19 protein-coding genes are annotated in these 17,698 nt (G+C 35.9%); 16 read left to right on the forward strand and 3 right to left on the reverse strand.

Annotated features, from left to right (window positions below; translation table 11 throughout):
• From GX497_17340 to GX497_17360, 5 genes are all read left to right on the forward strand, one after another.
• On the forward strand, window positions 1-828 hold an 828-nt coding region (locus GX497_17340; GenBank protein HHY74955.1), incomplete at its 5' end, for a hypothetical protein.
• Window positions 829-830: 2 nt separating this feature from the next.
• The gene (locus GX497_17345; protein HHY74956.1) at window positions 831-1,076 is read left to right on the forward strand and encodes a YtxH domain-containing protein; all 246 of its coding nucleotides are present in this window, start codon (window positions 831-833) and stop codon (window positions 1,074-1,076) included.
• A 20-nt stretch (window positions 1,077-1,096) separates the two neighbouring features.
• Entirely contained in the window at window positions 1,097-1,675 is a 579-nt protein-coding gene (locus GX497_17350) for a hypothetical protein (protein HHY74957.1), read from the forward strand.
• Between the two features lie 1,032 nt (window positions 1,676-2,707).
• Complete coding sequence (locus GX497_17355; protein ID HHY74958.1) at window positions 2,708-3,271, forward strand: hypothetical protein; 564 nt, start codon at window positions 2,708-2,710, stop codon at window positions 3,269-3,271.
• A 368-nt stretch (window positions 3,272-3,639) separates the two neighbouring features.
• Window positions 3,640-3,858 (forward strand): 4-oxalocrotonate tautomerase, encoded by a 219-nt coding sequence (locus GX497_17360; GenBank protein HHY74959.1) that lies wholly within the window; start codon window positions 3,640-3,642, stop codon window positions 3,856-3,858.
• A 66-nt stretch (window positions 3,859-3,924) separates the two neighbouring features.
• Here the strand turns inward: GX497_17360 and GX497_17365 are convergent, their stop codons facing one another.
• Window positions 3,925-4,404 (reverse strand): hypothetical protein, encoded by a 480-nt coding sequence (locus GX497_17365; protein ID HHY74960.1) that lies wholly within the window; start codon window positions 4,402-4,404, stop codon window positions 3,925-3,927.
• Window positions 4,405-4,563: 159 nt separating this feature from the next.
• Here GX497_17365 and GX497_17370 point away from each other — a divergent pair, with 159 nt between their 5' ends.
• On the forward strand, window positions 4,564-5,121 hold the full coding sequence (locus GX497_17370) for a hypothetical protein (protein HHY74961.1): 558 nt from the start codon (window positions 4,564-4,566) through the stop codon (window positions 5,119-5,121).
• Window positions 5,122-5,477: 356 nt separating this feature from the next.
• On the opposite strand, the gene bshB2 is transcribed toward GX497_17370, so the two are convergent.
• Together bshB2 and GX497_17380 are read right to left on the reverse strand one after the other, a co-directional pair.
• On the reverse strand, window positions 5,478-6,140 hold the full coding sequence (gene bshB2 / locus GX497_17375) for a bacillithiol biosynthesis deacetylase BshB2 (protein ID HHY74962.1): 663 nt from the start codon (window positions 6,138-6,140) through the stop codon (window positions 5,478-5,480).
• A gap of 36 nt (window positions 6,141-6,176) precedes the next feature.
• Window positions 6,177-6,521 carry a YojF family protein gene (locus GX497_17380; GenBank protein HHY74963.1) on the reverse strand — a complete coding sequence of 115 codons (345 nt, stop codon included), beginning with the start codon at window positions 6,519-6,521 and terminating at the stop codon, window positions 6,177-6,179.
• A 380-nt stretch (window positions 6,522-6,901) separates the two neighbouring features.
• Here GX497_17380 and GX497_17385 point away from each other — a divergent pair, with 380 nt between their 5' ends.
• The 10 genes from GX497_17385 to GX497_17430 all read left to right on the forward strand — a co-directional run bounded on the left by GX497_17385 (window position 6,902) and on the right by GX497_17430 (window position 17,673).
• Window positions 6,902-8,071 (forward strand): sulfite reductase subunit alpha, encoded by a 1,170-nt coding sequence (locus tag GX497_17385; protein HHY74964.1) that lies wholly within the window; start codon window positions 6,902-6,904, stop codon window positions 8,069-8,071.
• A gap of 130 nt (window positions 8,072-8,201) precedes the next feature.
• Window positions 8,202-8,651, forward strand: a complete 450-nt coding sequence (locus GX497_17390; protein HHY74965.1) for a hypothetical protein — start codon at window positions 8,202-8,204, stop codon at window positions 8,649-8,651.
• Between the two features lie 118 nt (window positions 8,652-8,769).
• On the forward strand, window positions 8,770-9,852 hold the full coding sequence (locus GX497_17395) for a Fe(3+) ABC transporter substrate-binding protein (protein HHY74966.1): 1,083 nt from the start codon (window positions 8,770-8,772) through the stop codon (window positions 9,850-9,852).
• A 1-nt stretch (window position 9,853) separates the two neighbouring features.
• Window positions 9,854-11,503 carry an iron ABC transporter permease gene (locus tag GX497_17400; protein HHY74967.1) on the forward strand — a complete coding sequence of 550 codons (1,650 nt, stop codon included), beginning with the start codon at window positions 9,854-9,856 and terminating at the stop codon, window positions 11,501-11,503.
• Window positions 11,500-12,189 (forward strand): ABC transporter ATP-binding protein, encoded by a 690-nt coding sequence (locus tag GX497_17405; protein ID HHY74968.1) that lies wholly within the window; start codon window positions 11,500-11,502, stop codon window positions 12,187-12,189. The genes GX497_17400 and GX497_17405 overlap by 4 nt, the downstream gene beginning before the upstream one ends.
• Before the next feature lie 145 nt (window positions 12,190-12,334).
• Window positions 12,335-13,168, forward strand: a complete 834-nt coding sequence (locus GX497_17410; GenBank protein HHY74969.1) for a chemotaxis protein — start codon at window positions 12,335-12,337, stop codon at window positions 13,166-13,168.
• A gap of 236 nt (window positions 13,169-13,404) precedes the next feature.
• A complete protein-coding gene (locus GX497_17415; GenBank protein HHY74970.1) occupies window positions 13,405-14,652 on the forward strand; it encodes an MFS transporter in 1,248 nt (415 codons plus the stop codon).
• A 55-nt stretch (window positions 14,653-14,707) separates the two neighbouring features.
• A complete protein-coding gene (locus GX497_17420; protein HHY74971.1) occupies window positions 14,708-15,826 on the forward strand; it encodes a mechanosensitive ion channel family protein in 1,119 nt (372 codons plus the stop codon).
• A gap of 190 nt (window positions 15,827-16,016) precedes the next feature.
• Window positions 16,017-16,607: a GGDEF domain-containing protein gene (locus GX497_17425; GenBank protein HHY74972.1), complete on the forward strand. Its 591-nt coding sequence runs from the start codon at window positions 16,017-16,019 to the stop codon at window positions 16,605-16,607.
• Between the two features lie 133 nt (window positions 16,608-16,740).
• The gene (locus GX497_17430) at window positions 16,741-17,673 is read left to right on the forward strand and encodes a YitT family protein (protein ID HHY74973.1); all 933 of its coding nucleotides are present in this window, start codon (window positions 16,741-16,743) and stop codon (window positions 17,671-17,673) included.
• The last annotated feature ends 25 nt before the right edge of the window (window positions 17,674-17,698 follow it).

Here is a 17,698-nt window from a genome sequence, read left to right on the forward strand (position 1 = left end):
ACACCTAATGGCGGCCAATCAGGAAATAACGGTCAGTTACTGAATGGGAACGGCTCGGAAGGAAACAGCGGACAAGTACCCATTGGTGGTCAGGTGGGAAACGGTAATCAGATAGTGAATGGAAACGAACAACAAGGAAATAAAAGTAAACCAACGAACGGCGGTCAAGTCGGAAATGATGGTCAAGTATCTATAAATTATGAGTTTCTAAGTTTTTTGGAGGAAACTGGAAGCGGGGCAAAAAAATATTTAATTTCATATCCAAAAAGATTAGGTGAAATGTTGGATGGAGTCCTTTCTATCCAGGCTGGCTTTAAAATAAAAGATTTAAAGACTAATCCTGGAAATAGAAATCTCTATCAAATATTGGGGGAAAATAAAGCTGTTAATGGAAATAATCCGATGCATAAGTTCCTTAATAAAAGGTATCAAAAATATTTAGAGAATTTTAATGATAATAAACTAATCTTGTGGAACGGTAATTTAAGAAGTGATGACAAGGTTAAGGCAAAAAAAATAAACATATTTTTTAATTCAAACACAAAGTTTCAGACCGCTCTGAAAAGGATTGGAAAGGATTTTTCGGATAATTGGAATCCTTTTAGTAATCCTTTCAATTCTGCTAATAAAGGGATTGGAAAAATTATTAATAAAGAGTTTTTTAAATTAAGTAAAATTGCAAAGGGCAATGGATTAGGGAATGTCCTTCTTTCTACGGGTGGAAGAATTATTGATTATGCATCCGACAGTAAAAAGTTCTTTAAAAGTACAAGCTTTGCAGCTGGGATTACAACCGATGTCGCTTTTGGCGTAGAACCACTGCAGTAAGTGTGGGTGCAGGTTGGGCCGCTACAGCCATTACTGCTTCAGCAATAGGATCGGTAGTACCTGGGGTTGGTACGGCTGTTGGCGCTGCTGTTGGACTCACAATAGGTTTATTGTTAGAAACCAAACGAGGAAGAAGACTAAAAAGTGCCGTTGAAAGAGGAGTAAAGAAATTGTATGATGATGCATTAAGTCTAAGCAGAAAGTTAGGTTCTAATTTGAAATCAAAAATATCAGGGATGTTTGGATAAAAATATTGGGGGAGATAAACTTGAATAATAGGCGCCTTACACCAATTGGGCTTTTCATGATAATTTATGGAGCGTTATTTATCGGAATTCCTGATTTTTCATGGTTATCTTTTTGGGTATATGTCGTAATTGTCTCCCTTTTTTTGTTGCTTACCGTTATAGTGGATTTAACTAAAAAGCGAAAGAGGAAAGATAAACTAGACGCATTTGCAGGCTATGTGGCTTTTTTGCTTATGTCGTTCTTTTTAAATTTCCCGGCCATTAAGCTAGCCCATAAAAGTATTGAAATGCAACTACTACTAGTATTTATTTGGACGCTGCTAAATTATTTTACTTATAAATATAGACACATAATGAAAAAAGTAACATTGAGTAGAAGTAACGAGTATCGAATTTATAAATATTTATACCATGGATTTGGTTTTGTTGTTTTGGTTGCAGGTGGGGGTGGTTTTTACAAAACACCTGAATATTTTTCATATACCTTTGGCCATGATGCAACCATGATTTATTTTTCTATCATATTACTATTGTTTTCATATTGGTTAACCGTTTTTGCAACAAGTACAGCACGGATATTTGATTTAAATAACCCATAGAGGATGTTTTATATGTTTGCTTTTTTTAAAACGTTAGGTATTTCGATTTTAATATTAACTATCATTAGTTTTGTTGGTGTATTTTTGATAGCCGATGTTCTAACTCTTTCTATTATAACAATGATAATTACATATATCCCAAATGGCTTTATTGCCGCGACAACGAATAGTAAATTCCCTTATTTCTTTGCATATATGACAGCAGTAACTTTAACGCTACTAAACTTTATATTTTTAGTTTTTATAATGGATTTTAATGTTTTTTTGAATAATGATATCATTTTTTATTCATTATTTACCTCTTCAATTTTGTCTTTGGTTGGCGCCTGTATAAAGACTAATATTTATAGGAGACAAATGAAAAATGCTTAAAGATATAGTACATTTTTATAATTTTGGAGTTCTTAAAATATTGGGCTTTATAAGCTTAATTGTGTTTCCATTTCAGTTATTGATATATGGATGGATATATTATCTTTATCAGTTGGAGCTAGATAGTATTGAAAAGGTATTTGTACTTTATTTGTATGTATTCATGTTTATAGCTACTCAAAGGCCGTTTTCAAAACTATATATACATCTAAGAAATAATGATGAATGTACCTTATACGGTATGCTACGAGACTTTTTTCTTCCTTTGGGCTAATTTTTTATGGTTCTATTTTATTATTTGTTTTTTCTTATATTGGAATCATGTTTTTTATTATACCAGGATTGATTATTTTAAGTTTTGCTTTTTTACTTCCCTTTTTTAGAGAAGAACATAGAACTCTTAAGGTATCGTTACTAAATGCAAAAGAATTTTATAAGAATAATTATCTTTCCATTTATGCGGATTGGAATTATGTTCATTCTGCTTACTTTGAATGCTCTATGTGATGTAAATACCTTAAAAGTGTGGTATAATTAACTTATAAATCAATCGGAAATACTGGAACTTTTGCTATTTGTAAAAATGTATTTACGATTGAATTAAGAAAGGTCGTGTTTGCCTTCATTTTTACTTATCTAGAGAAGAACTCCGTAGGTAAGTTGTTAGATTTAGATAAGAAGGTGTATAACTCTGAATACCAAGTTAATAAAGAAACAACCATAAAACGTTTAGACATAAATCCAATAACGGATTTAACAATTGTCAACAATTCCGATTTGGTTGGCTATTTAACTGTTTGCCCGATTGACGACAATATTTACAATAGAATTATCAAGCATTCCGTAACAGAGGAAGAAATAGAACAACACACTTTGCCATATGACAAAATGGGATTCTATAATCTATATTTGTCTTCCATAGTAATAGATAAAGAAAAATACCCATATTATCCTAGTAAGTATTTATTTTCTTTTTTAGAAAAACATTTATACAAACTGAGAAAGAACGGATATTTTGTTGATAAAATACTGGCTTTTGCTGTTTCGGTTGCTGGTAGAAAGACGTTAGAAAGATTTGGATTTAAGGAAATTAAGGATAATGTCTTTGAGTTTTCTTGTTTGAAACAAGGTACAAGCTTTATCAAAAGGAACATCACGTTGCTCAAAGTTATTTCAAATATTATAAATGAACAAATATTCATTTTTAAAAGAGGTTTTGTTTAGCGTCATAAACCAATCAATGCAAATGAATGAATGGTATTGGGATACCGACACTTAGCGTCATAGCTTACTTCCTCTTCTAATTAGATAAATGGTGACTATGGTTTTATAGGTCACCTAAATTAAAAACCTTCTTACAATGTAAGAAGGTTTTTAATTTAATGTGTAAGCGTCAAATAGCGCCCACGTTTTTTTCGTGGGCGCTATTTGACGCTTACATAAGTTCAGCTCCTATGTTAGGGCCCACTTTGCTCCTGTTTTGATTCTTGGTCATAAGAAATTTACAATTCAAAATGATTGGACGCCTGACATCATTAACATTAATAGTATAAGCAGATGTTAATGTATTATTGGAAAGGGGAGTCTAATTAGTGCCGATTATTACAATAAAACTGGCGAGAGGCAGAACAGTTAAAGTAAAGCAGAAATTTGTTGAAGCTGTGACAAAAGAGGCTGTACATACATTAAATGTAAAAGCGGAATGGGTGACAGTGCTGTTTGATGAGTATGATCGGGAAAATTGGGCATCTAAAGGTGAATTGCATTCGCTAAAATTTGGTAAGGAGTTTGGTGAGAAAGGCACCGAATAGAAAGGTAGACCCGCAAAGAGTCTACCTTTTTCATTGCTTAACTGTAAATTTTATCCTAGTTAATAACTAATTTCTCGCCTTGCGATCTCGATTTATACGGCGTTGGAAAACAATATAGATTGGGAATGGAATGACAATCCAGCCGAAGCTTTTGATTAAACCATTAATAGCACGTTGTTTTGTGTTTTCAATTTGTTGTTTGACCATTGCATCATATTGCTTTTGTAGCTGTTCCTCAGTATATTCAACCTTTTCTGTTGATTCTTTTTCATAGTTATATTTATTGGTTTTCATATCCTTGAACTCTTCAAATGTTTGGACATAAGTGTTTGGCGATACATAATCAGCCGCAGACATAAAGGCAAAGACACCCCCGCCAATGACCATAATTAACGTAATAAAGGCAACAGCGTATTGATAAATTTGCTTAATCATATCTTCCCTCTCCTCTCGATTTGCATCCATTACACGTTTTGTTCCTAATGATAAAAATAAAATAAATATAACAGTCCCAACAAGTCCTAATAAAATAAAAGTAAACGCCATGATTTCACCTCTATAAATTAGACGATAAGATTAGGGGAAAGGTTACTTTGAGTTGAATTGTTAATTATAAATAGGCCATTGTCCGGGTTACTGTACAAGGGAAGGGTTACATACGTTATAAATGTCTAATGTCAACTACAAAAAAGAGGAGTTGTCTATATGCACTATAACATGGTACCTAGCCCTTATTTTGGCGGCGGCCAATACACTTATCCTAATACAATAGAATACCCTGGAATTGCTTTGAGTGGGTATCTAAATCCATTCGAATACCCTCATATAATTGGCGGCCAACACATGTATCCTTTTGAATCATGGGTTCCATATACAGGTGGAAGCATACGCACCGAGTCAAATGAAATAGAGTATGCTAATCATGATGAGCAAGATGTAACAATAGATTATACGGCCTCCATGCTAAGAAAAGGAAGAGGGCATACACATGCCCATTTTGGTGCGACAACCTGTCAAGATGGCCATACCCATTTGCACCCCGGCGTAACAGGCACGCCAATTGAAACGAATGTTGGTCATATTCATAAAATATATGGTAATACGACCTTTGATGACGGTCATATCCATTATTATGAAGAGTACACAGGACCTCCAATTCCATTGCAAGATGGCTATCATACCCATTACGCTGAAATGAGAACAACGAAAGATGATGGTCATGTTCATATTATTAAAGGGTTTACAGCCCCGTCAAAAAGTTAAGTGGTCAGGTGTAAAGAAAGTGCATCTTTGGAGACCCTTGCTCTTTTATATTATTGTCGTTGCGGGGATTTTTAAAAAAATTTCCAATAAGTATAAAACTAACTTAATTGAGAGTGGTTCTGATGCCCGAACCTGGAGTGAAAACGTAAACTCGGTAACTGGCGAGCGTTCCTAGTGCCCGAACGAGAGTTAAAAGTGAGCTTACGGTAACTAGCGCCCAGTTCTGATGCCCGAAGTAGAGTTAAAATCGAACCCGTGGTAACTAGCGGGTGGCCCTAGCGCCCGAAACAGAGGCAAAAGTGCCCCTGCGGTAACTAAGGAGCGGTTCTAGTGCCCGAAAGAAAAGGTAAATCAAATTAATCAAATTTATAAATCCAAAGTCGCTCCGTATTAACCCACTTCAAAATTTCTGAATCCTTATTTTTCAGTTTTTCATCCATCCCATCCATAAAGGCGGCTGCCTGTGTTTCATGGGCGAGAATGCAGGCGATTTTTTTATCTTGAACTGTAGAAACATCCACAACGATATCTGGCTCACCAAGTTTTTCAATGCAGTCATGGGAAAATGCTAAACAATGTAGTCTAGGGCGAATAGTAGCTGGCATTTGTTTCATTGCATGAACAACCGCATAACCTGTCGCATCATGGTCAGGGTGGACACTATACCCTGGATAAAAACTAATCACAAGTGATGGTTTCAGTTCGTCAATCAATGCGCGAAAGCGATTTGCCAGCTCATCAACATCTTCAAATTCAATTGTTTTATCGCGTAACCCGAGCATTCGTAAATCATCAATTCCGATTGCTTTAACAGCATTCAAAAGCTCATTTTTTCGAATGAGCGGCAGGCTTTCACGCGTAGCTATTGGCGGATTTCCCATATTGCGCCCCATTTCACCAAGCGTCAAGCATGCATATGTAACAGGCGTACCATTTTCTCTATACAAGCTAATTGTTCCCGAAAGTCCAAAGGCTTCATCATCTGGATGTGGAAGAATGACTAAAACACGGCTCTCCAAAATACCACTCCTTCACTTAATCTTTTTTTCTAAATGCTAAAATGGCTGTTTACTTATCTGACAGGCAACAGCAAGTTTTCCATTGGCATCATGGCCCGCCAATAATAGCCTGTTTTTTTCATCAACTTCAAAATGGGTCAAGCCTTCAGCATACACCCAGCCATTTTCCATCTTCATCCCCACACGGTATGGTCCATTTCCGGTAATTTTCGCATGGCGGTAACGAATTACACTGTTACGAATATAAGCTCCAACAGTCATAGCAGATTGGTCTTTATGTGAGGCATAGGCGCCATTTGTTGTTTCTAAATGTAAGTATAAATCTTGTTCTCTGAATTCATTTAATTTGTTCTGTACTTCTGAAGGGATAATAGGTTCCAACTTAGAGTCCTCCTTCAAGTGAATGTAATGTCACTAATTTTATTTTATAGAAAAAAATCATGCAAGTCATACTATAGCCATCTTACTAACAATTGTTCATTTTTTCCTCTAATTTGCTTCTTTAAGTCATCATATTCCTCATAAGTTAAAAGTTTTATAAGTTTTTGACAAAATTTATTCACTAATCTGTTATAATAGTCCTAGGATTGATTCCTTGTTAAGCTAATAGGATAGTTTCATAGAGGGAATTACCAATATTATATATTGACACAATGTCGCATTTTTTCTTATCTTATGTAATGGATAGTGTGAAAAAAAGCACAACTATTTTTCCCATTCCGTGCTATCCTCGCTTTATACAACTATGTGAGGTGAAGATTATGCAAGTAACTGCAGAAAATCAAAAGGAAAATAAGGTGCCAACATATTCAAGAACAAATCCATTTCAAGCAAAAATTCTAAAAAATGTAAACTTAAATGGTGTTGGCTCTGCTAAAGAAACAAGACATATCGAGTTTTCACTAGAGGGGTCAGGCCTTTCTTATGAACCAGGGGATGCGCTTGGTATTGTCCCATCAAATGATCCAGAACTAGTAGCTGCACTGCTAGAGGAAATGAAATGGGATGCGGAAGAAGCTATCATTATTAATAAGCAAGGTGATACACTGCCATTAAAAGAAGCGCTAACAACACAATTTGAAATTACATTATTATCAAAGAAGCTTTTACAGCAAGCTGCTGAATTTACAGATAATGAGGAACTAAAAAAGCTACTATCTGATGAAAATGCAGACCAACTGAAAGAATACACTTGCGGGCGCGATTTACTTGATATGCTGCAAGACTTTGGTCCATGGAAAGCTTCTGCGCAAGAAATCGTTTCCATTTTAAGAAAATTAATGCCGCGTTTATATTCAATTGCAAGTAGCATTGCTCGTCATCCGAACCAAGTACATTTAACAATTGGTGCGGTGCGTTATCATGCTCATGGACGCGACCGCAAAGGGGTTTGCTCTGTCCAAGTTGCAGAACGTGCTCCTGAAGGTGCAACGCTTCCAGTATTTGTTCAGCCAAATAAGCATTTTATTTTACCAGAATCTCAAGATACAGATATTATTATGGTTGGTCCTGGGACAGGCATTGCTCCGTTCCGTTCATTTATTGAGGAACGTGCTGTAAATAAAACAACAGGAAGAACGTGGTTGTTCTTTGGTGACCAGCATGTGGCGACAGATTTCCTTTACCAAAATGAGCTGGAGCAATATCAAAAAGATGGGGTAGTAACAAGTTTATCTACTGCATTTTCTCGTGATACAGATAAAAAGGTTTATGTGCAAAATAAAATGCTTGAAAACAGCAAAGAATTATTTGAATGGCTAGAAAATGGTGCCTACTTCTATGTTTGTGGTGATAAGCAGCGCATGGCAAAAGATGTTCATGAAGCGCTTATTACTGTGATTGAACAAGAAGGTCAAATGACTCGTGAAGAAGCTGAAGAATATTTAAATCAAATGCAAAAGCAAAAACGTTATCAACGCGACGTATATTAATTTTCATAGTTTAATAAAAAAAGTGGCTCCACTTCGCAACTAGCGAATAAGTGGGCCACTTTTTTTGGTTATATAGCGGGGGAAGGGGGAAAACTAAAATTTGGAAATATGAAATAAAGGAAGTGGAAAAATGTATGGAATGATTATCGCAATTATTTTATTTAATATTATTGCTTTTAAAACAAATAAAAAGCTTACATCTAAGCAAATTGCCCATATTTGGGTATTTACAATTGCCTTGCAAATGTGTGTGGATGCTTTTGTTGACGCAAAATATCATGGTTATTGGTATTTTACAAAGGAGATCGATTGGGCTGCCTTACCAGCACATATTGCGTTAGTTCCACCTGTGAATATGATGTTTTTAAATTGGTTTCCGTTTGACCGCACTTATACTAAAAAGTTTCTTTATATATTATTTTGGGAGATGTCCTTGTTATTGTATGAGTTTGTAACAATGCTACCAGAACCTTGGGGGTATTTTCACTACGGATGGTGGAACATTTGGATTTCTGCAGCAATAAATCCGATATTGCTCCTTAGTTTAGTTTTTTATTATAAAAAGTTTATCATGAGTTAGCTTTAGTATTGACGGAATGTAGGCTAATGAGTAAAATGAATGTGAGCTTATTGATAACGGTTATCATTATCACTTAAAACATTTTCAATTAAAAATAATAAAAAGGTGGTAGCAAACGATGAATTTTACAAAAGCATTAAAACCTTTACTTGCTAGTGCACTGCTAACGGTCGGCCTTGTTGGTTGTAGCACAAATGATACAGAAGAATCAAAAACGGAAACCGCAGCAACACCAAAAACAATCGAGAAACAAGAAGTGAATGTGTATACGGCTAGACATTATGAAGTGGATGAAGAGATTTTTAAGAATTTTACTGATGAAACAAATATTAAAGTGAATGTTGTAAAAGGAAAGGAGGCCGAGCTTATCGAGCGCATTAAGCGTGAAGGCGAAAGCTCACAAGCTGATTTGTTTATAACTGTTGATGGTGGGGTTCTTGCGAATGCAAAACAAAATGGCATCCTTCAGCCTGTTAACTCAGATATAATCAATGAAAATGTTCCAGAACAGTTTCGTGATGCAGATAATAACTGGATTGGCATTGCAACAAGAGCACGTATCATTGCCTATGCCAAGGATCGTGTGAAACAAGAAGAGTTGTCAACATATGAAGACTTAACAAGTGATAAATGGGCAGGCAAAGTATTAGCTCGCTCTTCGACAAGCATGTACAATCAATCATTGCTTGCTTCCTTCATTGAATTGAATGGGGAAGAAGCCGCTGAGAAGTGGGCAAGCGGTATTGTGAAAAACTTCGCCCGTCAACCTGACGGGGGTGACCGTGACCAAGCGAAAGCTATTGCTGCAGGAACTGGTGATGTTGCTATCATGAACACGTATTATGTTGGCTTATTAGCTAATTCAGAAGATCCTGAAGAAAGAAAAGTGGCTGAAAGCATCGGTGTATTTTTCCCTAACCAAAGATCAACTGGTACACACGTAAACATCAGTGGTATTGGTTTAACAAAGCATAGCAAAAATAAAGAAAACGCGATCAAGTTAATGGAATATATGACAAGTGTTGAAGCGCAAGAATATTTATCATCCCGTAACTATGAGTTCCCAGTTAATCCGAATGCAGCTAAGCCGGAATTGCTTGCTTCTTGGGGTGAATTTGAAATGCAAAATCTTAACTTTGATACTTTAGGTGAACATAACAAAAAAGCAATTGAAATCTTTAATAAAGTTGGTTGGAAGTAAAATGAAAATAGCAGTTGTTAAGCGTTTTATTCAAAAAGACCTTAACGGTTGGTGGATGATTAGTATGGTGGGTGCAGCAGTTATTTTGCTGCCCCTCTTGTTTGTATTTTTTACATTGTTTCAAAAACCAAATGAAAATTGGTTCCATATGAAGGAATATTTATTATCAAACTACATTTTTAACTCATTCACACTTGTTCTTTTTACTGGAATTGTCTCTGCATTTTTAGGTATATCATTAGCATGGCTTATTGCGGCATATAATTTTCCGCTGAAAAAATTTTTTAAATGGGGCTTAATGCTTCCGCTTGCTATCCCACCTTATATTGCAGCCTATACGTATAAAACGATGCTTGGATACACTGGGGTTGTGCAAACAACGCTCAGAAATCAGTTTGATTATCAAATAAACCCTGAATTTTTATCGGTTTCATCACTTAGAGGTGCGGTGTTCGTTTTCTCGTTTTTCCTTTTTCCGTACGTCTATATTATTACAAAAACTTTTTTAGAAAATCAAAGTACATCTTATATTGAAAATGCTAGGGTTTTAGGAAGGAAGCCGTTAGCAATATTTTTTAAAGTTGTTCTTCCGCTTTCCCGTCCGGCTATTGTCGGTGGAATCGTGTTAGTCATTTATGAAGTATTAAGTGACTATGGCTTAACAAGTTATTTTGGAATCCATACGATTACAACCGCTATATTCCAGACATGGTTTGCGATGTATGATGTGCAAACTGCGATGAGATTAGCCGCTTGGTTAATGGTCATGATTGTAGGTTTGTTCTTTTTAGAAAGACTCTTACGACAACGACGTCGTTATCATGTAAATAATAAATCGCGGCCGCTTACGCCAATGAAGCTTAAAGGTTTTCCGGCACTACTTGCTTTTATGTATTGTTTTGGAGTATTTCTAATTGGATTTCTTATCCCATTTATACAATTAATAGCTTGGGCAAAACTAACCTTTCATAAGGTTTGGAATGATTCCTTTTTTACATTGCTGTATCAGACCGTTTATGTTGCGGTTATTTCAACACTGCTCATTCTTATATTTGCTGTTATCGTTGCTAATGTCTCGCGCTCACACTCAACCTTTTCATTTGTATTATCTAAAATTGCCACTTCTGGCTACTCCATCCCAGGGGCGATTGTGGCGATTGGGGTTCTTGCTGTATTTATTACGCTTGATAAATGGCTGGCGCCTGTTTATGCGCAAATGGGATGGGGGGATGCACCGCTTATTTTAAGCATGTCACTTAGTATGTTAATTGTTGGCTATGTAATTCGCTTTATGGCAACAGGATTTAATGCGATTGAGGTTGGTTTTGAAAAAGTAGGCACAAAGTATAAAGAAGCTTCGAGAATGCTTGGTAGAGGGATAACGAAGACCTTTTTTAAAGTGGATTTTCCATTGATTAAAGGTGCGATTATTAGTGGATTTATATTAACGTTTGTTGAAATAATAAAGGAATTACCTTTGGTATTGTTATTAAGACCGTTTAACTTTGATACGTTAGCTACAAAAACTTATCAATATGCGAATGATGAGCAAATTTATGAAGCTTCGATTTCATCGTTGATGATTATTGGGATTAGTGTATTATCTGTTATTGTTTTTCAAATAATCGACAAGAAAAGGGTGAAACAATGAATGTTTTAGAGATTAAGGACCTGACATTTTCGTTTTCTCGTAGTGTCAAGCCAATTATTAAAGACTTTTCATTCTCGATGAAAAAAGGAGAAATTGTTGGTATTTTAGGAGAAAGCGGAAGTGGGAAAAGTACGTTGCTCCGACTTATTTCTGGGCTTGAGATGGCAACTGCAGGAACAATAAAAATTGCCGGAAAGACAGTCGTTAGCGAAAGTGTATTTGTTCATCCTGAAAACCGTGGCGTTGGCATGGTATTTCAAGATTATGCCCTTTTTCCTCATATGAATGTCAGAGATAATATTCTCTTTGGGTTACATCGCCTTCCACGCAAAGAGCGAAAAGAACGTGTGAAAGAAATGCTGGAATTAGTGAAAATGGAACAGTTTGAATTAAGGTACCCTCATGAATTGAGTGGCGGACAACAACAGCGTATCGCTTTAGCGCGAGCACTAGCCCCTAAACCGAATTTGCTCCTTATGGATGAACCTTTTAGTAATTTAGATGCAGACTTAAAAGAGTCCATTAGAGAAGATTTACGGTTAATATTGAAAAATGCAGATATGACCTGTATTATTGTCACACATGATTGCGAAGATGTTGCTGCCATTTGTGATCAAAGATTACTATTTGGGTTAAAACCAGAAGATAAAGACCAAAACAGAGAAAAACTAATAATAGTAAAGTGAAAACCTGTAAAATATTTACAGGTTTTCTTCAATTTTGTGAAAAAATGTACTTTTTCTTTAAAAAAATGGAGAAATTTTGTAAAATTGAGAGTAATAGACGGCACATAAATCTCTAATGCTGTAAAAACTTTAGGAGTGATAATAGTTGAAGACACAAACGGTGCATGAAAAACTACAATGGTTAATAAGTTTCTTACCAGCAATAAAAGAGGTCATTCCGCTAGAATCGATGATGGCCGTTACAGATACAGAAAAATATCTTATATATTTACCAGGGACAGAATTAAACCTTGGTGACATTGAAGGTAAACCGATTCCAGAAGGGGATGCTATTAGCAAGGCCCTTAAGACAAAGAAAATAGAAATGGTGACTGTCCCTAAGGAGATTTATGGAGTTCCATTTAAAGCTAAAGGTGTTCCCATTTTTGATGAAAAAGGGAAAGTAATCGGAGCTTTAGGGCTAGGACTTAGTTTGGCAAGCCAAGAAAAACTAACGAGTATGGCACAGCAATTTGCTTCGACAACCGAAGAAATATCAGCGTCAACTGAGGAATTATCATCTTCATCGCAAGATTTAAGCCATTTTATGGACAACTTAATTACGGCTCAAAAGGAAATGAGTGATCAAGTCGATAAGACTGAAAAAATATTAGCATTTATTAATTCAATCGCAGGAAGTTCAAGAATACTTGGTTTAAATGCAGGAATAGAAGCTGCTAGATCCGGAGAATATGGCCGGGGCTTTAGTGTAGTTGCCAAAGAAATAACAAAGCTAGCGGATAGTAGCGCAAAGTCTGTAGATGAAATTAGAGAGCTGTTGTTATATTTAAAAGAAAAGGTAGATTATATTGCGGAAACGGTAAAAACAGCAACAGAAATTTCCCAACAGCAATCAACGGCAACGGAGGAAATCTCGTCTGCCCTTAATCATTTAGCTGCTGCTGCAGAAGATATTGAAGAAATTGCAAAAATTTTGTAGCTTGATTTGTAGTCAAAAATCGTTTACTATTTGTATAGTTTAAAAAAGGAAGGGTGACCTTGGTACAATGATTAATTAATCCTATTTAAAAGAAAAATATGAAGGGTATGTGCAAACTCTTTTTTATAAATTTTTTCTGGATAGGATTAATGTACATATTGATACAAACCAACTAGGTCATTTTCTCTCTTCTTATTGGGATTGAATGCATTTTTGATATTGTATTGTACTGCCTCCTGTCCAGAAACTGTCAGGAGGTTTTATTTTTGGAAAAAGGATTATTTACAAACCGTGTCTTTCAAGCGATTATTATCTCTGGCTTGTTTTTGCAAATTGGGATATGGGTACGAAATTTTGCTGTCTTGCTTTTTGTGATGGAACAAACGAACGGTAATTCAGTTGCGGTCTCGATGATTTCTGTGGCAGAATTTGCCCCAATCTTTATCTTTTCCTTTATCGGCGGGACATTTGCTGACCGCTGGAGCCCAAAGAAAACGATGGTCTGGTGTGATATTTTAAGTGCTTTATCAATTTTTGCTGTGTTACTCACTCTTTTATTTGGATCTTGGCAAGTTGTCTTTTTTGCGACATTACTATCAGCGATCCTGTCACAATTTTCACAGCCATCAGGTTTAAAGCTTTTTAAAATGCATTTGCCGATGGAACAAATGCAGCAAGGGATGTCGCTTTATCAAACATTATTTGCTGTTTTTATGGTGTTAGGACCGATTATTGGGACATTTGTGTTTGAGTCCTTTGGTATTAATGTTTCCATTGCAATTACAGGTATAGCATTTTTCCTTTCTGCGGCTGCACTCGCATTTCTTCCTAAAGACAGTAAAATGGAAAGAGATGCTGTCACAACTACGATATGGCAAGAAATGAAAAGCGGCATAAAGTATGTGTTAGGAAAGAAGGATTTAAGTTTATTAGGATTATGCTTTATGGGGGCTGGGCTTGGCTTAGGCTTTATCCAACCGTTGTCAATTTTTCTTGTAACCGAACAACTAGGCTTACCGAAGGAAAATCTGCAATGGCTCCTTATGGCAAATGGGATTGGCATGATTGTTGGTGGGGCGATTATTATGATGTTCGCAAAAACAATCGCTCCGCAAAGGCTGTTAATAGTTGGAATGCTTGCTAACGCAATTGGCCTAGCTGTAATAGGAATATCAACAAATGTTTGGCTAACACTTGCTGTTGAGTTGTTTATTGGCTTTATGATGCCGTGTATTCATATTGGAATCAATACGTGGATTTTACAAAGTACAGAAGCGGCTTTTATCGGTAGGGTAAATGGGAGCTTAAGTCCATTGTTTACGGGCTCAATGGTTTTAACGATGAGCGTAGCAGGAATTCTAAAAGATATATTTTCTTTAGTAGCGATGTTTGAAACAGCGGCTTTGTTGTTTCTTATTGGTTTAAGTTTTATTTTGCCTTTGTATAATATGAAGGTTGTAGTACCAAAGCTGGAGAATCAATAAGTTGGTACTTTCAAATCCATGATTGGATAATAAGTAAAGATGAAGGAGCGCTTTAATTGTGTGGGAAGCAATAATTACTTATGAATATCTTGTAGAGGTATCCATTTCAGTTGGAATTTTCCTGTTATTTCTGTTATTGCGGAAGGTTTTCAGTAAATACATTTTTCAGCTTATTTTAAAGCTAACACATAAAACACCGACCGATCTATTTACACATATTTGGCTTTCATTCGAAAATCCGATTCGTTCGTTGTTTGTTGTTATTGGTATTTATGCGGCTGCCGGCTTTTTTCCTTATTTGGACCCAAGAACCCCGTTGTTTGTGAGCATTATTAAATCAGCTATTATTTTAATGGTTACTTGGGGTTTATATAATGTTTCCTCTGCAAGCTCAATTGCTTTGATGAAACTTAATCAAAAGCTGGATATTGATATTGATGAAATTTTAATTCCTTTTTTATCAAAGGCAATTCGCTTTATTATCGTGGTAATCAGCTTTAGCATCGTTCTCCAAGTATTTGACTATAATATCAATAGTTTGGTGGCAGGATTAGGAATTGGCGGGGTTGCTGTTGCTTTAGCAGCCAAGGATGCGCTCGGTAATTTGTTCGGTGGTCTTATTATTATTACAGAAAAACCTTTTTCAATTGGTGATTGGATTCAAACCCCGACGGTTGAAGGAACAGTTGAAGATATTTCATTTCGAAGCACGAAGGTTAGAACATTCGCTCAAGCGTTAGTGACGGTGCCGAACGCAACACTTGCTAATGAGGCGATAACGAATTGGAGTAAAATGGGGAAGCGCCGGATTACATTCCAATTAGGGGTTATGTATGATACGCCAAAGGAACAGTTAGAAAATACAATCAAAAAAATTGAAACGATGCTGAATAATCATCCCGATATCCATCCAGATACAATTTTTGTAACCTTTGATCAATACAATATGAATAGTTTAGATATATTTTTATACTTTTTCACAAAAACGACTGTGTGGGAACAGTATTTACAAGTTAAGCAGGATATTAATTTTAAAATCATGGAGATCCTAGAAGCCGAAGGTGTATCAGTAGCGCTACCAACAAGAACGTTAATTACGACAAAAGAATCTGAAAGTATGATGAAGGCTGCAACGAAGGAACGGACAAAGGAAAAAGAAAAGAATATGGAATGACTAATTAGAGCATCTATGCAACAGGGCTGTCCAATAAGCTGATTTTTCGGCGATTGGATGCCCTTTTTCTGAAAAAAAGGTTACATAGATTTTCCTTCTTTGAATGTTCACACAATTATTTGAACTTAAATAGAAATATATGTAATATACTATATATATAGATAGTAGTTTAATAGAGGGGGGAATCATTGTGGAAACGAATGAAAAAACTGCTCACAAAAATGAGATAAATAATGAAGAGTTGGAACAGTTCATATTTATTGACTCTTTAACGAAGCTTCCCAATTTTAATTATTTTAAAGATGTTTTTGATCGCAAATGGAGAAGCGCTGTACGGAAGCAAGAGCCTATTTCATTAGTTTTTTTTGATTTGGATCATTTAGGACTTTACAATGAACATTATGGCGTTCAAGCGGGAGATAAACTCTTAAAAAAAGTTGCTGAAAAAGTAAAGTCAATGTTGAACAGACCTGAAGATTTCCTATCCCGATATGGGGAAGGAAGATTTATTATTGTCCTCCCTGAAACAAATATGAATGGTGCATTACAGGTTGCTGAAACGATTCGGGAAACAATCGAAGCACTGCAAATACCACATGACCAATCAACTACATCCGATGTTGTTACAATAAGCTTTGGGGTAGGAACGAAAATTCCTTTTGTTTGGGAAGATCCTTTCAACTTTGTAAAAGCGGTTGAACAAGCATTATACAGAGCTAAGAGAAGTGGAAGAAACCAAGGAATATGGAATAATGTTTTTGAAGAGGAAGATATAGAATAAAAAAATACAAAAGGGCGAGATCTTCTTATTGTAAAGAAGATCTCGCCCTTTTTTTATTTTTTCCGATATCATTATTATTTCTTTGCTAACCACTAATGTTATAATTGAATTATCTAGGTAAAGGAGTGGGTCGATGGAAAACGAAAGATTACAAAATCAAAATACAGCGACTGGGAAGCTCATTACGGAACAAATTAAAAACCATATGAAACACCAGAAGTTAACAAAAGCAAAAATAGCGAAACGGGCTATATTTTTGTTGATAGGCGCGGTGTTGATGGCTCTTGGACTCGAAATCTTTCTTGTCCCAAACAAAATTATGGATGGTGGAATTACAGGTATTTCCATTGTTTTGTCACATTTAACAGGCGTTAAACTAGGGTTGTTTCTATTCTTATTAAACATTCCTTTCTTCTTTATTGGATATAAACAAATAGGGAAGACCTTCGCTGTTTCTACATTATTTGGTATTGCGATTATGTCAATATCAACCGCCTTTTTTCATTCTGTACCAGCTTTTACGGATGATATGTTGCTTGCGACCGTCTTTGGTGGAATTGTCTTGGGAGCTGGAGTGGGCTTAGTTATTCGCTACGGTGGCTCTCTAGATGGCACGGAAATCCTTGCTATCATTATTAATAAAAAGTTTCCATTTTCAGTTGGCGAAATTGTCATGTTTTTTAATCTTTTCATTTTCAGCTGCGGCGGTTTTGTTTTTGGATGGGACAGGGCGATGTACTCGATACTAGCTTATTTTATTGCTTTTAAAACGATTGATATTGTCATTGAAGGTTTGGACCAATCGAAATCAGTGTGGATTATTAGTGAAAAGGAAGATGAGATTGGCCAGGCTTTATTAGCTCGTTTAGGTCGTGGTGTTACATATTTGAAGGGTGAAGGGGCCTACACAGGTGATGAAAAAAAGGTTATTTTTAGCGTCATCTCACGTCTTGAAGAGGCAAAATTAAAGGCAATTGTTGAAGAAGTTGATCCTTCAGCCTTTTTAGCGGTTGCAGATATTGCTGAAGTGCGTGGTGGCAGGTTTAAAAAGAAATCAATTCACTAAAAAAAAACAAAGGGAATCCCTTTGT

This window comes from Bacillus sp. (in: firmicutes) (assembly GCA_012842745.1).
Classification (GTDB): Bacteria; Bacillota; Bacilli; order Bacillales; family Bacillaceae_J; genus Schinkia.